This is a genomic window from Aliidiomarina shirensis (genome assembly GCF_003987345.1).
Lineage (GTDB): Bacteria > Pseudomonadota > Gammaproteobacteria > Enterobacterales > Alteromonadaceae > Aliidiomarina > Aliidiomarina shirensis.
The window spans coordinates 266,556-285,175 of sequence record NZ_PIPP01000002.1 but is presented as its reverse complement, the minus strand read 5'-3'; the positions used below and the strand labels follow the sequence as shown (position 1 = coordinate 285,175).

Sequence of the window (18,620 nt, the reverse complement as noted above, 5' to 3'; positions counted from 1 at the left end):
ATGGATATTAAAACACTTACATTTATCGTGGTTGGTGCAACTTTTGCCTTGTATATCGGTATTGCGATTTGGGCACGAGCAGGTTCTACCAACGATTTCTACGTAGCAGGCGGTGGTGTTCCTCCGGTTGCAAATGGTATGGCAACAGCAGCTGATTGGATGTCTGCGGCCTCCTTTATTTCAATGGCAGGTTTAATCTCGATACTTGGCTATGATGGTAGCGTTTACCTCATGGGCTGGACCGGTGGTTATGTTCTCCTTGCCCTTTGTTTAGCACCTTACTTGCGTAAGTTTGGTAAGTTTACGGTTCCCGACTTCATTGGTGATCGGTATTACTCACAAACTGCGCGTACGGTAGCTGTTATTTGTGCAATCTTGGTATCGTTCACTTACATCGCTGGGCAAATGCGTGGTGTTGGTGTGGTATTTAGCCGTTTCTTAGAGGTTGATATCACTACGGGCGTGCTTATCGGTATGGCGTTAGTATATTTCTATACTCTGTTAGGGGGTATGAAAGGGATCACCTATACGCAGGTAGCGCAATACTGTGTGTTAGCCTTCGCTTACACGGTACCTGCTGTGTTTATTACGATGCAAATGACAGGCCACATCTTGCCGCAAACAGGCTTCGGTGCAACATTAGCCGATGGCTCAGGGCTGTATTTGTTAGAGCGGCTTGATGGTTTATCTACCCAGCTTGGTTTTGCCGAATACACAGAAGGCACGAAATCCGGCATCGATGTATTTGCCATTACTATGGCATTAATGGTGGGTACGGCTGGTTTACCACACGTAATTATTCGCTTTTTCACCGTGCCAAAAGTAAGTGATGCGCGCCGTTCAGGCGGCTGGGCATTGGTATTTATTGCGGTCGTTTACACAACAGCGCCGGCTATTGCGTCGATTACCAAAGTGAATATCTTAAACACGCTAAATGGGCCAGATCAGCAAGGGGTACTCTATGAGAATGCGCCGAGCTGGGTGAATAACTGGGAGCAAACGGGCCTTATCGAGTGGAACGATAACAATGAAGATGGCCGTATGTTCTTCTCGAATGACGAGCGCAATGAAATGCGCGTTGATGCGGACATTATCGTGTTAGCGAGCCCGGAAATTGCAAGCCTTCCGAATTGGGTTGTGGCGTTGATTGCTGCCGGTGGTGTTGCCGCGGCGTTATCAACTTCAGCTGGCTTACTCTTGGTTATTTCGAGTTCGGTTTCTCACGATTTACTGAAACGAACCTTGATGCCTAATATTACGGATAGGCAAGAATTGCTCTACGCGCGAATTGCTGCGGGGGTAGCGGTATTAATCGGTGCATGGTTTGGTATTAACCCACCCGGATTCGTGGCGCAGGTGGTCGCCTTCGCGTTCGGTCTGGCGGCATCCTCGTTCTTCCCTGCGATTATTATGGGTATCTTCCATAAACGCATGAATAGCGCAGGTGCTGTAGCGGGTATGGTAGTTGGTATTGTGTTCACCTTGAGCTACATTATCTACTTCCGCTTCGTGAACCCAGCCGCCGATAATCCTGAAAACTGGTTGTTTGGAATTTCACCTGAGGGTATTGGTACAGTAGGTATGATTCTGAACTTTATCGTAGCTCTCGTCGTGTTGAAATTTACGAAAGATGCGCCAGAAGATATTCAGGAAATGGTTGAATCAATCCGTTATCCGAAAGGAGCCGGTGCGGCAACTAGCCATTAAGCCGACGCGTTAAAACATGTAATATGTTTTGTAGTAACCAAGCCCCGGCATCGCCGGGGCTTTTTTTCACGTAAACTGTAGGGAAAAGTTCCAGAGAAGATGGTGTCTGACACCACTTTCTATGGCACTTACATAAGGGGTACGAGAAAATGGTGTCAGACACCAACTTCTATGGCTCCCAAGGGGGGTTCGGTATGGCAAGTATAAGTGCAGATACACGCGAGTTTTTGGCGAACACGCCGCCGTTTGATAGTTTGAGCGCTGAGTTGTTGCAATATGCGGCTGAACAAATGCAGGCGATGTACGTGTGCCACGATAATCGCCAAGACATCATGCAGCCCGATTCACACCAGTTATACTTGGTGCGCTCAGGGGCCTATGATCTCGTGGATAAAGAAAACCAACATCTCGATCGTTTAGAGCCCGGTGATCTATTTGGCTTTCCTTCATTGTTAACCGGCAGAAAAATTACCAATAAACTGCAAGTAATCGCCGATGGTATTATTTGGATATGGCCGGAAGGCGCGTTCAACGAACTTCGCCGGCAAAGCCAAGCGTTTGAGCGTTATTTTGTGAATGCTCATGGTCAGCGGTTATTAGCTGAGCAAGGTAAAACGCAAGGTGCGGATTGGAGCGAGAAAAAAATAGCATCGGTAATTGATCGCAAACCCATTCAAATTAGCAGCACCGCCAGTATTCAAAGCGCCGCACAATTGATGTCGGCGGAGCGCGTATCTTGCTTGTTGGTTGTGGATGATCAGCAATTACGCGGTATTTTAACTGACCGTGATTTACGTAACCGCGTCGTAGCCGTGGGCGTAAGCTTCGATGTTTCAGTAGCGGCAGTAATGACGCCAATGCCGGCTATCATCTATGCCCGAGATAGCCTGTTCGATGCGCTTACGGTAATGGGGCAAGCGAATATTCATCACCTTCCCGTGCTCGATGATAATGAAATACCCATCGGCGTTCTCACTAACACGGATTTGATGCAACAACAACGCAGTGAACCTGTGCTACTCATTAACGCGTTGTTCAAAGCCAACAGCCGAGAAGCGCTGGTTGCGGAAGCAGCTAAAATTCCAGATTATCTGCGCAGTTTTGCAAGCCGGGTAAAAGATATCGGTATTGTTGGTAGGTTACTGACATCGCTTACTGATGGCATTACCCGCAAACTTATTCGCCTTTATGAACAAGAACAAGGTAGTGCACCATGTACTTATGTGTGGCTCGCGTTCGGTTCCCAGGCGCGCGGCGATCAAACCTTAGGTTCGGATCAGGATAACGCCTTGCTGTTGCCCGATGAAATTACTGATGGCCAGCGCCAATGGTTCGCGGAAGTGTCGGTTTATGTCTGTGAAGGTTTGGCGGATTGCGGTATTCGCTTATGCCCGGGCAATATCATGGCAATGAACCCCGATTTACAGAAGAATCGCCTTGAATGGCGTGAAAAATTCTTAAAGTGGATTCGTTCACCCACACCGAAAGCGATTATGCATTGCATGATCTTCTTTGATAGCCGCCCAGTTGCGGGAAGCCATCAGCTGTATCGGCAGCACCGCGAAGAAATCGCAAAGTTAGCGAAACAAGATATGTTTCTAGCGAATATCGCACGCCATATTGGTGAGCTGAATGTGCCTCTGGGCTTATTTAATCACTTTCGAACCAAAAGTGAAGGCGATTTCGAGTACATTGATATCAAAAAGCAGGCAGTAGCAATTCTTAACGATATTGTGCGTTTGTATAGTTTGGCTGCGGGGGTAACCGTGCCTTCAACGCCCGCTCGCTTGGAGCAGTTAAAGAGTGCAAGCTCCTTAAGCGATAAGGATAACCAAAACCTGCTCGAGGCTTGGCAGTTTCTTACCGGGTTACGTTTAACCGCACAGATGTACCGGAATGAAGATTCAAAGATACCTTCGAACTCGGTAGACCCCGAAACCTTAAGCACCATGCAGCGGCGACAATTAAAGGCGGCTTTTAAAGTAATTAAAGATGCCCAGCATGGTGTTGCATTTAAATTCGGGCGGAATATGTAATGTTCGAAAAAGTGGCGAGTTGGCATCATTTAAGAGCCCCTTGGCGAGAAGCAAAGTGGTTAGCTATCGATATTGAAACCAATGGCTTGGATGCCAAAGGCGATGCCATGCTGGCGCTGGCTTGGGTGCGCATCGCGCCGCCACGTATACTGCAGAATCAAGCAGAATATCGGGTAGTGAACACCAATTTAGAATTAACTCAAAGTGCAGTTATTCATCAGTTATCATTAAGTGATATTGCCGCTGGGTTGCCTTTGGAAGAGGTGCTGGCTGAATTTGTTAAGGCTGCGGAAGGTGCAATTATCGTGGCCCACAACGCACAATTCGATACCGTGGTATTACAACAAGCGCTAAAACAAACGGGCATGAAATGGCAACCTGATGGTGTTTATTGCACACTGCGCGCCGAACGCCGCCGATTAGAACGCCAATCGCAAACTCTAAAACCCGATTCCCTCACGCTCGCAGCTTGCCGAGAACGCTACGGCTTCGATGCATTCAGTGGCCACCACGCCCTAAACGATGCCATCGCCTGCGCTGAACTTTTTCTAGCGCAAGCCTTCCGCTTCAGTTCCGGCCACCATCCCAACGCTCGCTCGCTTCTTAAAGAAGGGCGCTAAACCCGAAAGCTAACGTTCTGAGCGCCGCTCCAACCCGCCCGGGGGGCCAAGCGGGGAAGCCGCAAATCAACATCGGCGCTTACCCCAGCTTCCGCCGATCCCATCTTGCCAATGCAGAACCGCTGCGAGCACATCCATGTGCGCTATGTTCCGCGCCATCCTTGGCGCGGACATTTCTGCATTGGCAAGATGGCGTCGGCTCGCGCTGGGGTAGTCGAGTATGCAGTTTTTGCGGCTTCCGAGCTTGGCCCCCGGGCGGGTTGGGGCGGCGCTCAGGGCTTCTCCGGAGCGTACCCAGTTAGCCTCGGACAAATTAGCTTGGGGCATCAGGCATAATTATTTATTTCACAGAAAATCAGGCTGTTCTGGTTATTAACTCGCAAAAATCTAGCGTTTTTCCGGAAATTTGCTGCAAATACATACAAAATCAGTATACTTGCACCATAATTTATACATAACTATAACAAATTTGTTACTAGGTGAGCCGAAAGAGGGCGTTGTGACCATTCGTGACTATCAATTAGAGGCACTCATCCGTGATGTAATGGATGAAGTTGCTGCCGAAACTGGCCGTGAAGAGCTAGGTGTAATCGAACAAAATACGGTACTGAGCGAGAGTGGTTTAGATTCGCTAAGTTTCGCTATTGTAGTTGCTCGGTTGGAAGAGCGACTTGGTTATGATCCGTTCTCGCGATTACCCAAAGATCAGTTTCCGCATACATTTTCGGAGTTGGTTGCCACTTATCGGCGCGAATTGTAGTAAAACATGAATTTTAGATACAAAAAAACCGCCATCGGCGGTTTTTTTCGTTTCAACTCAACAAAAAGTTGTGTGCTTAAGCGATGCTTATGCAGCTAACGATTTGATTTGAGCAGATAAACGGCTCTTATGACGAGCAGCTTTATTCTTGTGAATTAAGCCTTTGGCCGCGTAGCGGTCCATAACAGGAACAAGTGCAGCGAAAGTTTGCTGTGCCTGAGCCTGATCACCCGCAGCAATAGCTGCTTGTACTTTTTTAAGATAAGTGCGCATCATTGAGCGACGGCTGGCATTGTGGCGACGATTGTTTTCCGCTGTAACCGCGCGCTTTTTCGCAGACTTGATGTTAGCCAAGGTTAAACTCCTGATAATTCGTAAACTGTGCCGGACTTTTTAAGGCCGAGGATTTTCCCTCTTTTGCGTTTAAAAGTCAACGGATTCGATAAAAGATTGTGCGCGCATACTACGGATCTAGGCGCCATTACGCAACCACTATTTCGTATATTTTCGCTAATCTACTGACTTTGCGATTCCTTTGCTTCCGCGTAAGGTTGAGCTCGTGCTAATCTTTGCTTAAATACAGTTGATAAAAGCTGCCAACAAGGATTTCCAGCACTGTGAACAACGAACCTTCCGGTGGGCCACCGAAAAAATCGCCTGCACACGAACCTTCGCCAGAAGTAAAAGGCGCAGCAGGCGTGCCGCAGGCGCCGCGATTATTGCGTTCGGGCATGATCGTAAGCGTAATGACATTCCTTTCTCGTGTGATGGGTTTGGTGCGTGATATCGCGATTGCGGCGTTGATGGGTGCTGGCGCGGCGGCTGACGTGTTTTTGTTTGCCAATAAAATTCCAAACTTTCTCCGTCGTTTATTTGCCGAAGGTGCGTTTGCACAAGCATTTGTACCGGTGCTTACCGAATATCACCGTGGTAAATCATTAGATGAAACGCGGCTGTTACTCGCGCGCGTTTCCGGCACCTTGGGCACGCTCGTGGGTGTAATTACCTTGCTTGCCGTTATCCTTTCTCCGGTTGTTGCTGCACTTTTCGGTATGGGCTGGTTTAAAGAATGGTTGCAAGGTGGGCCCGACGGCGAAAAATTTGAAATGGCCAGTTTGTTGCTGCGCATCACCTTCCCGTATTTGTTTTTTATTACCCTAACGGCGTTATCGGGCGCTGCGTTGAATGTAATGGGGCGTTTTGGTGTGGCGGCGTTTACGCCGGTGCTGTTAAATGTTTCGATTATCGCGGCGGCTATTTGGTTAGCGCCGAATTTGGCGAATCCAGAAATCGGTTTGGCGATCGGCGTTTTCGTTGGTGGGGTCGTGCAGTTCTTGTTCCAGATTCCATTTTTGAAACAAGCAGGGCTACTGGTCATGCCGAAGTGGGGTTGGCGAGATCCGGGTGTGGTGAAAATCCGCACGCTGATGATTCCGGCTCTGTTTGGGGTATCGGTAAGCCAAATTAACTTGTTGCTGGATACGGTTATTGCCAGCTTTTTGGGCACCGGCCCTATTAGTTGGTTGTATTACGCTGATCGCATGTTGGAATTCCCTCTCGGTTTATTTGGTATTGCCATTGCTACGGTAATTTTACCGGCGTTATCGGCACGCCACGTGGATAAATCATTAGAGCACTTTCGTACCACACTAGATTGGGGGGTGCGCATGGTTGTGATGCTCGGGCTGCCCGCGATGGCGGGGCTTTTCGTGTTGGCCGAGCCTCTGATACTCGTGTTATTTCAACGCGGTTCGTTTACCCCAAATGCTGCGTTGCAATCGTCCTTTGCGCTGATGGCCTATGCCAGTGGCTTGCTTAGTTTCATGTTGGTCAAGGTGTTAGCAGCCGGTTTCTTCTCGCGCCAAGATACTAAACGCCCAGTGAAATACGGCATTATTGCCATGGCGGCGAACATGGTTTTAAACCTTATTCTAGTAATCCCATTTGGCTTCGTAGGCTTGGCGTTGGCTACGGCACTTTCAGGAACGATAAATGCTCTACTGCTGGGTGTTGTGCTTTACCGCGAGGGTGTATTGGTATTATCGCCGGAAACGCGGCGTTTCCTGTTGCAAGTAACCTTAGCCACCGGAGTCATGATTGCACTGTTATTATGGCTAGATCCGAGCCGTAGCGCTTGGGTTGCTTCTGGCCTTGGTGAACGCGTTCTTTGGTTATCCGGGCTTATTGCCGCAGGCGGTGGTGCGTTTATCGTGAGTTGGTTTGTGTTTGGTGGTCGACCACGGCAATTGCGAGCTCATTAGAGGCCATTTTTTATTTGGTGTGTTCAAACTACAGCATTATTGGTGTATAGCTCGCCAACGGGTAGTTACTCGATCGGTTACGTATTTTAGATCTGAATATTCAGTGGAGACCCCCCAATGCTTCGCAGACCGACAGTATTGTGCGCTTTTGCAGCTTTGTTCCTTGGATTAATATGGCTTTTCTATATTGAAATATTCTCTTTCGAATCTCCTCCAGAAAACGTTGAAGAAAATACCCTTTCTTTGCCAGATGTGCGCTTAGATGCTGTATCCCGAGAACGCTCATCAACGGAATTAGATCGTTTAGACCTCGTTGATAGTAACAATGTCGAAATTAATCTTGAGCAATTTAGAGGGCTTAGGAAAGGGGAACTCATGAAAAAACTAATCGAAACGAATAGCGTCACAACGGAGGTTCTAATCGGATTAGTTGAGAATGGTTTTATCGACATCAATGAAATACTAAGAGACGACCATCCGCAAGGGTCTGATCATTATACACCCTTGTATGCAGCACTTGTTGCAGGCACATCGACTGAAGAGCAATTAGAGCTGTTTTTGGACTATGGGGCACATATAGATCCATCACTAGAAGCTTGGCACTATATTATTTCCAAGCAAGAAGGGCCCACTGCAGATCTGTTGATTCGTAATGCCTATTATGATCACAAACAAATATGGCGTATTGCTGAACTTGCTTATGATTTTGGAAATATGGATCTGTTTACTCATCTACTTACTGATGACGTGTTACCAGCTGAAAAAATTGATTCGTTAATTGAATTAACCTTAGCAGATGTCAAAAGAAATCAAGCATTAGGTGCACCTTCGAGTCAAACTCTCAATCAAATACAGCATTTAAAAGCGCTGACATTGCTAAACTCGGAACAGTATTTAATGTTGCTTTCCCTTGAAGAGCAAATTATACAAGAACATAAGAGAGAATGACGGCTAGCGATATTCTTGTCTAAGTAAGAAGCATATTTTTAGTTGAACCGGAATTTTACATACCTCTAAAATCTTCATTCAAGCGATGCAGCTTGCTTCGCTTTAGCGTATAATCGCGCGTCTATGGAATTAATTCGTGGTTTACATAATATAGCAGCGCGGCATCGTGGCTGTGTGCTCACAATCGGCAACTTTGATGGCGTACATTTGGGCCATCAAGCTGTGTTGGCGCGTGTGCGCGAACAAGCCGAACGTTTGCGCGTGCCCGCGGCTGTAATGATTTTTGAACCGCAGCCGTTAGAATTATTTGCCCCGCATCGAGCACCCGCGCGCTTGAGCCGGTGGCAAGATAAGTGGCAAATGTTCTGCCAGTGCGGCATGGATAGAATGCTGCTCACACAATTCAATCAGCGTTTCGCGAGCTTAACCGCCGAGGCGTTTATTGAGCAGGTGTTAGTAGCACAACTTGGTGTGAAGCTATTGGTAGTGGGCGATGATTTTCGCTTTGGCAAAGGCCGCAGCGGCGATTTTGCTTTACTGCAAGATGCTGGTAAGCGTTTAGGTTTTAGCGTAATTGACACTAGAAGCTACCGCACCGAAGATATTCGTGTTTCTAGCACCGCGATTCGTAGTGCCTTAGAAACCACTGATTTTGCCGCAGCCGAGCGCATGCTGGGGCGGCCATTTTCGTTTACCGGCCGTGTTCGCCACGGTGCTAAACGAGGCCGCACTATAGGCTTTCCAACTGCGAATATCGCGTTGCAGAGGCAGCAATCACCGCTAAAGGGCGTGTTCGCGGTTACGGTTAATGTAAATAGCAAAATTTATGGTGGCGTAGCAAATATCGGCCGAAAGCCAACGGTAAATGGCGAACGGGAATTACTGGAAGTTCATTTGTTTGATTTTCAGCCAACCCCAGAGCTGCCCGACCTTTACGGCAAGGCCCTCACCGTGACACCATTAGTGTGGTTACGAGATGAGCACAAATTTAACTCGTTCCCGGAGTTACAGAAACAAATACAGCAAGATGCAGAAGCGGCGCGTGCTTACTTGGCAGCGAACGCAACCAATTTAACGAATAATGATGTAACCGAAGAGTGGACCTGACCGCATGAGTGATTATAAGCATACCTTAAACCTCCCGGACACGGCCTTCCCAATGCGTGGCAACTTAGCCCAACGCGAGCCGGAAATGCTGAAGAATTGGTATCAAGATAACCTTTACGGAAAAATTCGTGAAGCGCGCGCAGGCCGTGAAAAATTTATTCTGCACGATGGCCCTCCGTATGCGAACGGTTCGATTCACATTGGCCATGCGGTAAACAAAATTATTAAAGATATGGTGGTGAAATCGAAAACCTTAAGCGGTTTTGATTCGCCCTATGTTCCTGGTTGGGATTGCCACGGCCTTCCGATTGAGCTTGTGGTTGAAAAGAAATATGGCAAACCTGGCAAAAAATTAAACGACGCTGAGTTTCGGCAAAAATGCCGTGAATACGCGCTTACTCAAGTTGATGGCCAGCGTGAAGATTTCAAACGCCTAGGTGTATTTGGTGATTGGGATAACCCTTATCTCACCATGAACTTTGCCCAAGAAGCGAACATTATTCGTGCGTTGGGCGCTATCATTGAACGTGGCCATTTGCAGCAAGGCTTTAAGCCGGTGCATTGGTGTACTGATTGTGGCTCGGCACTAGCGGAAGCGGAAGTAGAATATAAAGACAAAGCTTCGCCTGCGATTGATGTGCGTTTCCCGGTAATTGATACCGATAAGGTAGCCGATATATTTGCGCATCCGGAAGGGCATGCGGGCAAAGGCCCTATCAGTATGCTGATTTGGACTACCACGCCGTGGACAATTCCGGCAAGCCAAGCGGTTACACTTGAACCGACGATCGAATATGCATTAGTACAGGTAGAAGGCGATAATCCAGAGCGGCTCATTCTAGCCACAGAGCTGGTTACCGAAGCTATGGAGCGTTATGGCGTTAACAAATACCATAAGCTGGGTTTCTGTACCGGTAAAGCGTTAGAGTTGGTTGCCTTAAAACACCCGCTGTATGAGCGCCAAGTGCCTGTGATTTTAGGTGATCACGTTACCACCGAATCGGGTACCGGTTGTGTGCACACAGCACCGGGCCATGGTGTTGACGATTTTAACGTTGGCCTTCAGTATAACCTTGAAGTATATAACCCAGTGAATGATCACGGGGTATATAAAGAAGATACACCGCTGTTCGCAGGCCAACACGTTTTTAAAGCGAATCCGGTTATTGTTGATGCGCTGCGTGATGCGGGCACACTAATGCATCACGAAAGTTTTGATCACAGCTATCCGCATTGCTGGCGCCATAAAACCCCTATTATTTTCCGAGCTACCCCACAGTGGTTTATTAGCATGGAAAAACAAGGGTTGCGTGCACAAGCATTGAGCGAAATTAAGCAAGTGCGTTGGGTTCCAGAGTGGGGCGAAAACCGCATTGCTGGTATGATCGATGGCCGCCCAGATTGGTGTATTTCTCGTCAACGTACGTGGGGTGTGCCGTTAACCTTATTTATTCACACCGAAACTGCCGAGCCGCACCCGAATTCGCTTGCGTTACTTGAACAAGTAGCGAAAAAAGTGGAAGCAGAAGGTATTCAGGCTTGGTTTGATTTAGAGGCTAGTGAATTACTCGGCGATGATGCCAAGCACTACCGCAAGCTCACCGATACTCTGGATGTGTGGTTTGATTCTGGTGTAACCCACCACTGTGTATTAGCGCAAGATGAGAAGCTACAGTGGCCGGCAGATTTGTATTTAGAAGGTTCAGATCAGCATCGTGGTTGGTTCCAATCATCATTGCTTACTGGTGTTGCGATTCGCGGGCAAGCGCCTTATAAACAAGTACTTACGCACGGATTTACGGTTGATCAGCACGGCCGCAAGATGTCGAAATCGCTGGGCAACGTAGTATCACCGCAAGATGTCATGAACAAACTCGGTGGTGATATTCTACGTTTGTGGGTGGCGAGTAACGATTACACCGCGGAAATGACCGTATCGGATGAAATTTTAAAACGTTCGGCTGATGCTTATCGCCGCATTCGCAATACTGCGCGCTTCTTGCTAGCGAATATTAACGGCTTTGAGCCAACCCAGCACCAAGTGCCAGTAGCGGAAATGGTTGAGCTGGATCGCTGGATCGTAGCTCGCGCAGAAGTGCTGCAAAACGAGATTCGCGAAGCGTATGATAACTACCAGTTCTTAGCTGTAGTGCAAAAACTTATGCATTTCTGCTCGATTGAATTAGGTAGTTTCTACCTCGATATCATTAAAGATCGTCAATACACCGCGAAGGCGAATAGTGTGGCGCATCGTTCATGTCAAACTGCGTTGTGGCATATCTCCGAGGCACTCGTGCGTTGGATTGCACCCATTTGTAGTTTTACTGCGCAAGAGCTTTGGGAGTTAATGCCAGCGCCAGTAAACGGTGAACGTGAAAAATATGTGTTTACTGCAGAGTGGTATGGCAATTGGCCAGCTCGTGCTGAAGGTAAAATAAGCGACAACCAATGGCAGCAACTTTTAGAAGTTCGTGATGCTGTAAATGGCGCCCTTGAGCAAGCGCGCCGTGATGAAATTATTGGTGGCGCGCTGCAAGCAGAAGTAACTCTGTTTGTTGATGAGGCGTTGCAAAGCACGCTAAATGTATTGGGTAATGAACTGCGGTTTGTATTACTAACTTCGGGTGTGCGTTTAGCACCGTTGAGCGAAGCGGGTGATGCGCGCGGAACGGAACTTGCGAACTTGAAAGTTGCCGTAGAACGTACAAGCCATAGTAAATGTGGCCGCTGTTGGCACCACACGGCAGATGTTGGCGCAGATGCGAATCATCCAGAGCTGTGTGGCCGCTGCGTAACGAACGTTGATGGCGCCGGTGAAACACGGGAATTTGCATAATGTCGGCCGCTGGTAATAAATCATCCATTCCGCAGCAGTGGCAACAAAGTGGTTGGCACTGGTGGTGGCTGGTGGCGTTACTGATTGTGGCTGATCAATTTAGCAAATGGCTTATTCTCGAAAATATGCCGTTGTATAGCCGTATTAATGTACTGCCCTTTTTTGACCTGGTGTACGTACGCAATTACGGCGCTGCATTTAGCTTCTTAAGTGATCAAAGTGGCTGGCAACGCTGGTTCTTTACTGCTATCGCTGTAGTAATCAGCGTTGTACTGATTGTGATGTTGCGGCGGCAGCCGAAATCAATGAAGGCCGCTAACCTTGGTTTTGGGCTTATTGTTGCTGGAGCTATTGGTAATGTTATTGACCGTATTAACTATGGTTATGTGGTTGATTTTCTCGATGTCTACGTAGGCACTTACCATTGGCCTGCATTTAATGTAGCCGATAGCTGCATTGTGATAGGCGCGGGTTTAATTATTTTCGATGGGTTCTTTAGTAATCGGCCTGATAAGTAGATATAAGCCTATTAATTGCCTTAAGAACTTAGGCAAGCAATAGCTAAAAACGTATTTTATATAAGAGTAGTAGTGTATGAGCGAGCAAGCGGTAGCAATAGGCCCAGGTAGCCATGTGGTGTTACATTTTTCCATCAAATTGGAAGATGGCTCTGCGGCGGATAGCACAAAAGTTCACGGCAAACCTGCACGCCTCACTATTGGCGATGGTAACCTAACGCAAAATTTTGAGAACTGCTTGCTAGGGCTTAAGGCTGGCGATAATGAAGAGTTTACCCTAGAGCCGGAAGATGCTTTTGGTAAACCGCTACCCGAAAACATTTATCATATTGAGCGGGTGCGCTTTTCTGGCGAAACACCCGCTGAAGTAGGCGCAATTATATCGTTTAGCCAACCGAACGGTCGTGAAATCCCCGGTATTGTGCGGGAAGTAACGGCTGATGTTGTTACGGTAGATTTCAATCACCCTTTAGCTGGGCAACGGGTAACCTTTGCGGTTGAAGTGCTCAGCGTGGAGGCTCCATGAAAATCATTCTAGCCAACCCAAGAGGATTTTGCGCTGGCGTAGATCGCGCAATTACCATTGTGGAACAGGCATTAGCCATGTTTTCACCACCTATTTATGTTCGACATGAAGTAGTGCATAACAAACACGTGGTTGATGGTTTACGCGAACGTGGTGCGGTATTTGTTGAAGAGCTTGATCAAGTGCCCGACGATAGCATTGTTATTTTTAGCGCCCACGGTGTTTCTCGAGCCGTGCGGGATACCGCTACCGCGCGTGGATTGAAAGTATTTGATGCAACGTGTCCGCTGGTAACCAAAGTGCATATGGAAGTCACAAGGGCAAGCCGCCGCCATCATGAATGTGTGTTGATTGGCCATGCTGGGCACCCAGAAGTAGAAGGCACCATGGGCCAATATAGTAGTGCCGAAGGTGGTATTTATTTAGTGGAATCGGTAGCGGATGTGGCTACACTCGCTGTGAAAAATCCAGATGAACTGCATTACATGAGCCAAACGACGTTATCAGTAGATGATACCGCCGATATTATTGATGCCTTGCGGGAACGCTTTCCAAACATTAACGGCCCGCGCAAAGACGATATTTGTTACGCCACGCAAAACCGTCAGGATGCAGTTCGTGATCTTGCCGATGAAGTGGATGTGCTGCTCGTAGTGGGCGCACGCAATAGCTCGAACTCGAATCGCTTGGCCGAGCTAGCAGAGAAAATGGGTACGCAGGCTTATCTGATTGATGACGCGAGTTGCATTGATGCGCAATGGTTAGCAGGTGCAGCAACCGTTGGCGTTACCGCTGGCGCTTCGGCACCCGAAGTGCTGGTGAAAAATGTGGTTGAATGGTTGCGAGCACACGGCGGTGAAGCCGATGTAGAAGAACGCTCTGGCCGTGAAGAGAACGTAACATTTTCAATTCCTCCTGAATTGCGCGTGGTTGAAGTCTAACTTCACCGCCGTAAAGTATACCGTTAAGCTGTAAGCAATAGCGGAGATTATTGGTAAGCCTCGCTTATAACGCCACACTAAAGGCATGTTCTTGGAATATGTGAAGGGGCGTTATGCGGGGCTTTTCTTTAATTGAAGTTATGCTGGTAACACTGTTGTTAACCGTACTTGGCGCTATGGGTTGGCCAGCGTTACAACGCAATTTGTGGCAGCAGCAATTGTATAGCAGCGCCGAGCAAATCTATGCCGCGATTCGTGATGCGCGGTTGCAGGCTATTGCCAGCGGTGAAGATCAATGGTTTGGCTTCAGCAAAAGCGGCGAATTATGTTTTTGGCAAACTGAGCGACCACCACAAAGCTGTGCGCCTGAGCATTTTGCCAGCGGTACCGCTTCTCAGCGTGTTATCCAACAGCCCCCAGAATTAATCAATATCGCAACAAACTTCAGCCCGATACCCGCCGTGCGTTTTAGTGCCTTAAATGGCATGGCGGGTTTTAGCGCGGGGCGCTTTCAAATTAGCCATTCAGAGCTCAGTGATCAAAGTATTCGCGTCATTATTTCAACGCTTGGGCGTATTCGCATTTGTATCGCGGGAACACATAACCACAGGTTTGCGAAATGTTAGGGTATCGGCTCGTGCAAACTACGTATCGGGCGCAACAAGGCTTCACCTTGCTTGAGCTATTGCTGGTTATCATGCTTACTGGCCCCATTATTTATGCGGGCCTGAGTACCCACAGTTATATTTGGGGGCAATCGTGGCAGGGCCAGCTAGCAGCTCGAGAAGCGCAAAATTTCTATGCATTAGGACATTGGCTCGCGAGAGATATCCGCCAAGAACTAGGTAAAGATAGTACAGTTTGGCAATGGCAGGAACAAAGCCAATGCTTGTTATTCGCTGATAAAGGGGTGCGTATACGCAACCAGCAACTGCAATGGAAGCCAACGGAAGGTAATTGTACGAGCAATGGTTGGCTCGGTTTGCATGATGCGAACGGCTTTAAAATAACGGATTTAACGATCACTGAAATAGCTGCCGGATACCGTCAACTTTGCCTAGTTGGCCGTGTCAGTAAAAATCAAAAGAGTGCTTCGGAATCGCTTAACTGGTGTTACGCCTGGCATGTACCGATTTATTCCGCGGTTTACTCGAAGGTTATTCAGGAGTTTGTCGTGTGATTGCCGTTGTTTTAGTGTTGATAAATCTTACTACCGCTATCTTGTTAAGTGGCATTGAAGATGGGATGCAAACCTGGCGTTTAAGCCAGCATGATGTACAACTTGCCCGTGCTCGGCGCGCGGCGGATAGCACTCAGTTCATGGCGTTGGCTCAGTTTCAGCAAGGTCTAGCAATCCCTGAAACTCTAAATTTACCGGCCAAACTCCAAGCCACGTTGCAGAAAACGCCACTAAATTGCTCAGAGATACCAAGTTTTGTGCCCAGAACTACCAGTGATACCTCAGCTGGGGCCAACTGCTGGCGCTTGCTTATCGAAGTTTCGCAAGCGGCTCATAATTTGCGTATACAGCAAACATTTTGGTTAATCGAATATGCGAATGGGGAGCGCGTATGGCAACACGAATGAATGGCTTTACCTTGCCTGAAACCATGATTTGCTTACTCATTCTTACACTGAGCTTACCGGCCGCGATGCATTTGCTTGCGCATTCAGCCACGTTTTGGCAACGCGCAAACGATGCTTATTTAGAAGATATGCAACTGCAAAACTGGCTTACCGATTGGCAGATGAAAAACGCAGCAGCCACCGGAACCGGCCAGTTTAGCGATGGCCGCAATTGGCGTATAGAAAACCATGGTGCCTTGCGTTATTGGTGGGTAGAAGCGTCTAACGTGAGTCCAGAAGAATACGGTTGGTATTTACCTCAGCCAGATTCTTGATATAGCGCAAATCCCCCCGCAGCAAGCCGCCGATTCATGCCTGAAAGTATCGCTTGCAAACCCATTTTTGTGTTAGCATAAGTGCAATTTATCGATGGGCAATAAGGTAGCTGTGCCGGTGCTTTTAGAAGCGAACGAACTAATGTCGATACGCGGTGAGCGGACGCTGTTTAGCGATTTGCAGCTTAGTGTAAAGGCAGGCGAAATTTGGCAAATAGAAGGGCCTAACGGTGCTGGGAAATCTAGCCTGTTGCGTATTCTTGCTGGCTTATTGGCGCCACAAGCCGGTTCCGTATGCTTCCAACATCAACCTATCAGCGAAGATCGCGAAAACTATTATCAGAGTTTATTATTTATTGGCCATAAAGCAGGTGTGAAACCGGAGCTAACGGCGATTGAAAACCTTGAGTTTTATGCCGCGGTTCAAGGCGTTGAGCTTGAAGAAGCACCTTATGCCTTATTGGCAAAAGTAGGCCTTGTAGGGCTCGAAGATATTCCGGCGCAAGGTTTATCAGCAGGGCAGCAGCGGCGCATTGCGCTCGCCCGACTATGGCTTACCCAAGCGCCACTTTGGATTCTAGATGAACCATTTACGGCGCTCGATGTTGAAGGTATTGCACTCCTACATGCGCGTTTCTCTGAACATTTAAAGGCCGGTGGCGCCATTATTCTTACTTCACATCAAGAGCTAATTACTGAGTTTTATCAGGTGCAAGCATTACGTTTGAGGTATCAACACTGATGTTGCAGGCAAACCCAGTATCCGCATGGAAAGTATTTAAACAGCTCATACGGCGTGATATTCGTGTGGCTTCGCGGCAACGCAGCGATTTGCTAAACCCACTGATATTTTTACTCATTGTGGTAACGCTTTTCCCTTTGGGTGTGGGGCCGGGGCCAGATATTCTGAGCCGCATTGCGCCGGGCGTTATTTGGGTATCGGCCCTGTTATCCAGTATGCTCGGGCTTGAGCGTCTGTTCCGCGATGATTTTCGCGATGGTGCACTCGAACAAATGTTGTTACTTCCGGTACCGATAGAAATTAGTGTTTTGGCGAAAATAGTAGTGCATTGGCTACTGACCGCTGTACCGGTGTTAGTGATTACGCCGTTGTTGGCTTTATTAATGAATTTGCCGATTCAAGCTTGGGGCGTTTTATGGCTGACCCTTTTACTCGGAACGCCCGTATTAAGTGCTGCAGGCGCAATAGGTGTAGCGCTAACGGTAAGCCTGAATAAAGGTGGCGCATTGTTGAGTTTGTTATTATTACCCCTGCTAATTCCGCTGCTGATTTTTGCAACAGCAGCTGTCGAAGCCGCGGTTGTTGGTGTGTCATCAGCAGGCCCGTTGGCGTTAATTGGAGCGTTCATGGTGATCAGCATCACCTTAGCCCCGTTCGCGGTGAAAGCCGGATTACGAGTGAGTGTAAATTAATATGTGGCGTTGGTTACACCCTTATGCAAAACCTGAAGCAACTTTTGCCTTAACGCAAAAGTTAATCCCTTGGTTCGCGGTGCCAGGCTTAGTGCTCGTGATCGTGAGTTTAGTTTGGGGCCTCGCATTCGCACCACCGGATTATCAACAAGGTGAAAGCTACCGGATAATCTTTGTGCATGTGCCTTCGGCTATGTGGGCGATGGGCTTTTATGTAGGGATGGCGATAGCAGGTGTGATTGCACTGGTGTGGCAAATTCGCACCGCCGAACTCGCGATATTGGCGATTGCGCCAGTGGGCGCCATGCTTACGTTTATTTCGCTATTTACCGGCGCTATTTGGGGCCAACCCATGTGGGGCACTTGGTGGGTGTGGGATGCGCGGTTAACGGCCCAGCTCATTTTATTGTTTTTGTATTTAGGCGTGATGGCGCTTTATGTTGCTTTTGAAGATGAAAGAGCAGGCGCAAAAGCCGCAAGTATTTTGGCGATTGTTGGGGTTATCAATATCCCAATCATTCATTACTCAGTTTATTGGTGGAACACCTTGCACCAGAAATCCACGGTAACTCGGGCGATTACTCGGTTAGAAGCACCCAGTATCGCGCCGGAAATGTTGTGGCCCTTGCTGGTGAGTATTTTGGCTATGTTGTTGGTATGCGCTGCGTTGGTGCTTATGCGCTTAAATAATGAAATTTTACGCCGCGAAATTCATCGGCCCTGGGCGTTGCAACATCTAGGTATTCACTTTGCTACTGCCGATAATAAGAAAGAGAAAGGAGATGCCGATGCAGTTTGATAGTTGGCAAGCATTCATCAATATGGGCGGCTACGGTATATACGTATGGTCGTCATTTGCTGGCACCTTCCTTTGCCTCGGATTGCTGGCATTAGAAGCCTCTTGGCGTCGCTCGGTATTGGCACGCGAAGCTACTAAGCAAGCGGCGCGCGCGGAACGTATTTTGCGTGCTAGAGCGGCTAAAAAACGAGCCGCAAAAGAAGAACCGAATTAAAGAAACTGAGAG

Annotated in this window: 21 protein-coding genes; 20 read left to right on the top strand and 1 reads right to left on the bottom strand. The window is 48.1% G+C overall.

Features of this window, described 5'->3' with window-relative positions:
- The 5 genes from CWE13_RS05380 (at window position 1) to CWE13_RS05360 (ending at window position 5,123) form a co-directional block, all read left to right on the top strand.
- Window positions 1-1,707, top strand: a complete 1,707-nt coding sequence (locus tag CWE13_RS05380; protein ID WP_126806602.1) for a sodium:solute symporter family protein — start codon at window positions 1-3, stop codon at window positions 1,705-1,707.
- A gap of 194 nt (window positions 1,708-1,901) precedes the next feature.
- Window positions 1,902-3,743, top strand: coding sequence for a DUF294 nucleotidyltransferase-like domain-containing protein (locus CWE13_RS05375; protein WP_126806600.1), 1,842 nt, complete (start codon window positions 1,902-1,904; stop codon window positions 3,741-3,743).
- The gene (locus CWE13_RS05370; protein ID WP_126806598.1) at window positions 3,743-4,363 is read left to right on the top strand and encodes a 3'-5' exonuclease; all 621 of its coding nucleotides are present in this window, start codon (window positions 3,743-3,745) and stop codon (window positions 4,361-4,363) included. The genes CWE13_RS05375 and CWE13_RS05370 overlap by 1 nt, the downstream gene beginning before the upstream one ends.
- Before the next feature lie 105 nt (window positions 4,364-4,468).
- Window positions 4,469-4,699 (top strand): hypothetical protein, encoded by a 231-nt coding sequence (locus CWE13_RS05365; RefSeq protein WP_126806597.1) that lies wholly within the window; start codon window positions 4,469-4,471, stop codon window positions 4,697-4,699.
- A gap of 163 nt (window positions 4,700-4,862) precedes the next feature.
- Window positions 4,863-5,123, top strand: a complete 261-nt coding sequence (locus tag CWE13_RS05360; protein WP_241973641.1) for an acyl carrier protein — start codon at window positions 4,863-4,865, stop codon at window positions 5,121-5,123.
- 87 nt (window positions 5,124-5,210) lie between these two features.
- Here CWE13_RS05360 and rpsT read toward each other — a convergent pair whose 3' ends face one another.
- Window positions 5,211-5,477: a 30S ribosomal protein S20 gene (gene rpsT / locus CWE13_RS05355; protein WP_126806595.1), complete on the bottom strand. Its 267-nt coding sequence runs from the start codon at window positions 5,475-5,477 to the stop codon at window positions 5,211-5,213.
- Window positions 5,478-5,821: 344 nt separating this feature from the next.
- Between rpsT and murJ the strand changes: the two genes are divergently transcribed.
- The 15 genes from murJ to ccmD all read left to right on the top strand — a co-directional run bounded on the left by murJ (window position 5,822) and on the right by ccmD (window position 18,608).
- A complete protein-coding gene (gene murJ / locus CWE13_RS05350; protein ID WP_275540861.1) occupies window positions 5,822-7,384 on the top strand; it encodes a murein biosynthesis integral membrane protein MurJ in 1,563 nt (520 codons plus the stop codon).
- Between the two features lie 117 nt (window positions 7,385-7,501).
- Window positions 7,502-8,332: a hypothetical protein gene (locus CWE13_RS05345; RefSeq protein ID WP_126806594.1), complete on the top strand. Its 831-nt coding sequence runs from the start codon at window positions 7,502-7,504 to the stop codon at window positions 8,330-8,332.
- Window positions 8,333-8,455: 123 nt separating this feature from the next.
- On the top strand, window positions 8,456-9,439 hold the full coding sequence (ribF, locus tag CWE13_RS05340) for a bifunctional riboflavin kinase/FAD synthetase (RefSeq protein ID WP_126806592.1): 984 nt from the start codon (window positions 8,456-8,458) through the stop codon (window positions 9,437-9,439).
- A gap of 4 nt (window positions 9,440-9,443) precedes the next feature.
- On the top strand, window positions 9,444-12,275 hold the full coding sequence (ileS, locus tag CWE13_RS05335) for an isoleucine--tRNA ligase (RefSeq protein ID WP_126806590.1): 2,832 nt from the start codon (window positions 9,444-9,446) through the stop codon (window positions 12,273-12,275).
- 26 nt (window positions 12,276-12,301) lie between these two features.
- Complete coding sequence (gene lspA, locus CWE13_RS05330; protein WP_198677911.1) at window positions 12,302-12,793, top strand: signal peptidase II; 492 nt, start codon at window positions 12,302-12,304, stop codon at window positions 12,791-12,793.
- Between the two features lie 76 nt (window positions 12,794-12,869).
- Window positions 12,870-13,319 (top strand): FKBP-type peptidyl-prolyl cis-trans isomerase, encoded by a 450-nt coding sequence (gene fkpB / locus CWE13_RS05325; RefSeq protein WP_126806587.1) that lies wholly within the window; start codon window positions 12,870-12,872, stop codon window positions 13,317-13,319.
- On the top strand, window positions 13,316-14,260 hold the full coding sequence (gene ispH / locus CWE13_RS05320) for a 4-hydroxy-3-methylbut-2-enyl diphosphate reductase (protein ID WP_126806585.1): 945 nt from the start codon (window positions 13,316-13,318) through the stop codon (window positions 14,258-14,260). Before fkpB ends, ispH begins: the two co-directional genes overlap by 4 nt.
- A gap of 113 nt (window positions 14,261-14,373) precedes the next feature.
- The gene (locus tag CWE13_RS05315; protein WP_126806583.1) at window positions 14,374-14,886 is read left to right on the top strand and encodes a GspH/FimT family pseudopilin; all 513 of its coding nucleotides are present in this window, start codon (window positions 14,374-14,376) and stop codon (window positions 14,884-14,886) included.
- Entirely contained in the window at window positions 14,880-15,440 is a 561-nt protein-coding gene (locus CWE13_RS05310) for a prepilin-type N-terminal cleavage/methylation domain-containing protein (RefSeq protein WP_126806581.1), read from the top strand. The genes CWE13_RS05315 and CWE13_RS05310 overlap by 7 nt, the downstream gene beginning before the upstream one ends.
- Window positions 15,437-15,847, top strand: coding sequence for a hypothetical protein (locus tag CWE13_RS05305; RefSeq protein WP_126806579.1), 411 nt, complete (start codon window positions 15,437-15,439; stop codon window positions 15,845-15,847). Before CWE13_RS05310 ends, CWE13_RS05305 begins: the two co-directional genes overlap by 4 nt.
- Window positions 15,832-16,161, top strand: a complete 330-nt coding sequence (locus CWE13_RS05300; RefSeq protein WP_126806577.1) for a type IV pilus modification PilV family protein — start codon at window positions 15,832-15,834, stop codon at window positions 16,159-16,161. Before CWE13_RS05305 ends, CWE13_RS05300 begins: the two co-directional genes overlap by 16 nt.
- 94 nt (window positions 16,162-16,255) lie before the next feature.
- Window positions 16,256-16,903 (top strand): cytochrome c biogenesis heme-transporting ATPase CcmA, encoded by a 648-nt coding sequence (gene ccmA, locus CWE13_RS05295; RefSeq protein ID WP_126806575.1) that lies wholly within the window; start codon window positions 16,256-16,258, stop codon window positions 16,901-16,903.
- Window positions 16,903-17,595, top strand: coding sequence for a heme exporter protein CcmB (gene ccmB, locus CWE13_RS05290; protein ID WP_126806573.1), 693 nt, complete (start codon window positions 16,903-16,905; stop codon window positions 17,593-17,595). The genes ccmA and ccmB overlap by 1 nt, the downstream gene beginning before the upstream one ends.
- Window position 17,596: 1 nt before the next feature.
- Window positions 17,597-18,394, top strand: coding sequence for a heme ABC transporter permease (locus CWE13_RS05285; protein ID WP_126806571.1), 798 nt, complete (start codon window positions 17,597-17,599; stop codon window positions 18,392-18,394).
- Window positions 18,384-18,608 (top strand): heme exporter protein CcmD, encoded by a 225-nt coding sequence (ccmD, locus tag CWE13_RS05280; protein ID WP_126806569.1) that lies wholly within the window; start codon window positions 18,384-18,386, stop codon window positions 18,606-18,608. Before CWE13_RS05285 ends, ccmD begins: the two co-directional genes overlap by 11 nt.
- Window positions 18,609-18,620: the final 12 nt, after the last annotated feature.

Excerpts from the sequence above, each read along its gene's own strand:
- CWE13_RS05315 (WP_126806583.1), top strand. The coding sequence starts at position 14,374 with ATGCGGGGCTTTTCTTTAATTGAAGTTATGCTGGTAACACTGTTGTTA.
- ileS (WP_126806590.1), top strand. The coding sequence starts at position 9,444 with ATGAGTGATTATAAGCATACCTTAAACCTCCCGGACACGGCCTTCCCA.
- CWE13_RS05285 (WP_126806571.1), top strand. The coding sequence starts at position 17,597 with ATGTGGCGTTGGTTACACCCTTATGCAAAACCTGAAGCAACTTTTGCC.
- ccmD (WP_126806569.1), top strand. The coding sequence starts at position 18,384 with ATGCAGTTTGATAGTTGGCAAGCATTCATCAATATGGGCGGCTACGGT.
- CWE13_RS05370 (WP_126806598.1), top strand. The coding sequence starts at position 3,743 with ATGTTCGAAAAAGTGGCGAGTTGGCATCATTTAAGAGCCCCTTGGCGA.
- CWE13_RS05310 (WP_126806581.1), top strand. The coding sequence starts at position 14,880 with ATGTTAGGGTATCGGCTCGTGCAAACTACGTATCGGGCGCAACAAGGC.
- fkpB (WP_126806587.1), top strand. The coding sequence starts at position 12,870 with ATGAGCGAGCAAGCGGTAGCAATAGGCCCAGGTAGCCATGTGGTGTTA.
- ispH (WP_126806585.1), top strand. The coding sequence starts at position 13,316 with ATGAAAATCATTCTAGCCAACCCAAGAGGATTTTGCGCTGGCGTAGAT.
- CWE13_RS05380 (WP_126806602.1), top strand. The coding sequence starts at position 1 with ATGGATATTAAAACACTTACATTTATCGTGGTTGGTGCAACTTTTGCC.
- CWE13_RS05300 (WP_126806577.1), top strand. The coding sequence starts at position 15,832 with ATGGCAACACGAATGAATGGCTTTACCTTGCCTGAAACCATGATTTGC.
- ccmB (WP_126806573.1), top strand. The coding sequence starts at position 16,903 with ATGTTGCAGGCAAACCCAGTATCCGCATGGAAAGTATTTAAACAGCTC.
- ribF (WP_126806592.1), top strand. The coding sequence starts at position 8,456 with ATGGAATTAATTCGTGGTTTACATAATATAGCAGCGCGGCATCGTGGC.
- ccmA (WP_126806575.1), top strand. The coding sequence starts at position 16,256 with ATGGGCAATAAGGTAGCTGTGCCGGTGCTTTTAGAAGCGAACGAACTA.
- CWE13_RS05375 (WP_126806600.1), top strand. The coding sequence starts at position 1,902 with ATGGCAAGTATAAGTGCAGATACACGCGAGTTTTTGGCGAACACGCCG.
- CWE13_RS05345 (WP_126806594.1), top strand. The coding sequence starts at position 7,502 with ATGCTTCGCAGACCGACAGTATTGTGCGCTTTTGCAGCTTTGTTCCTT.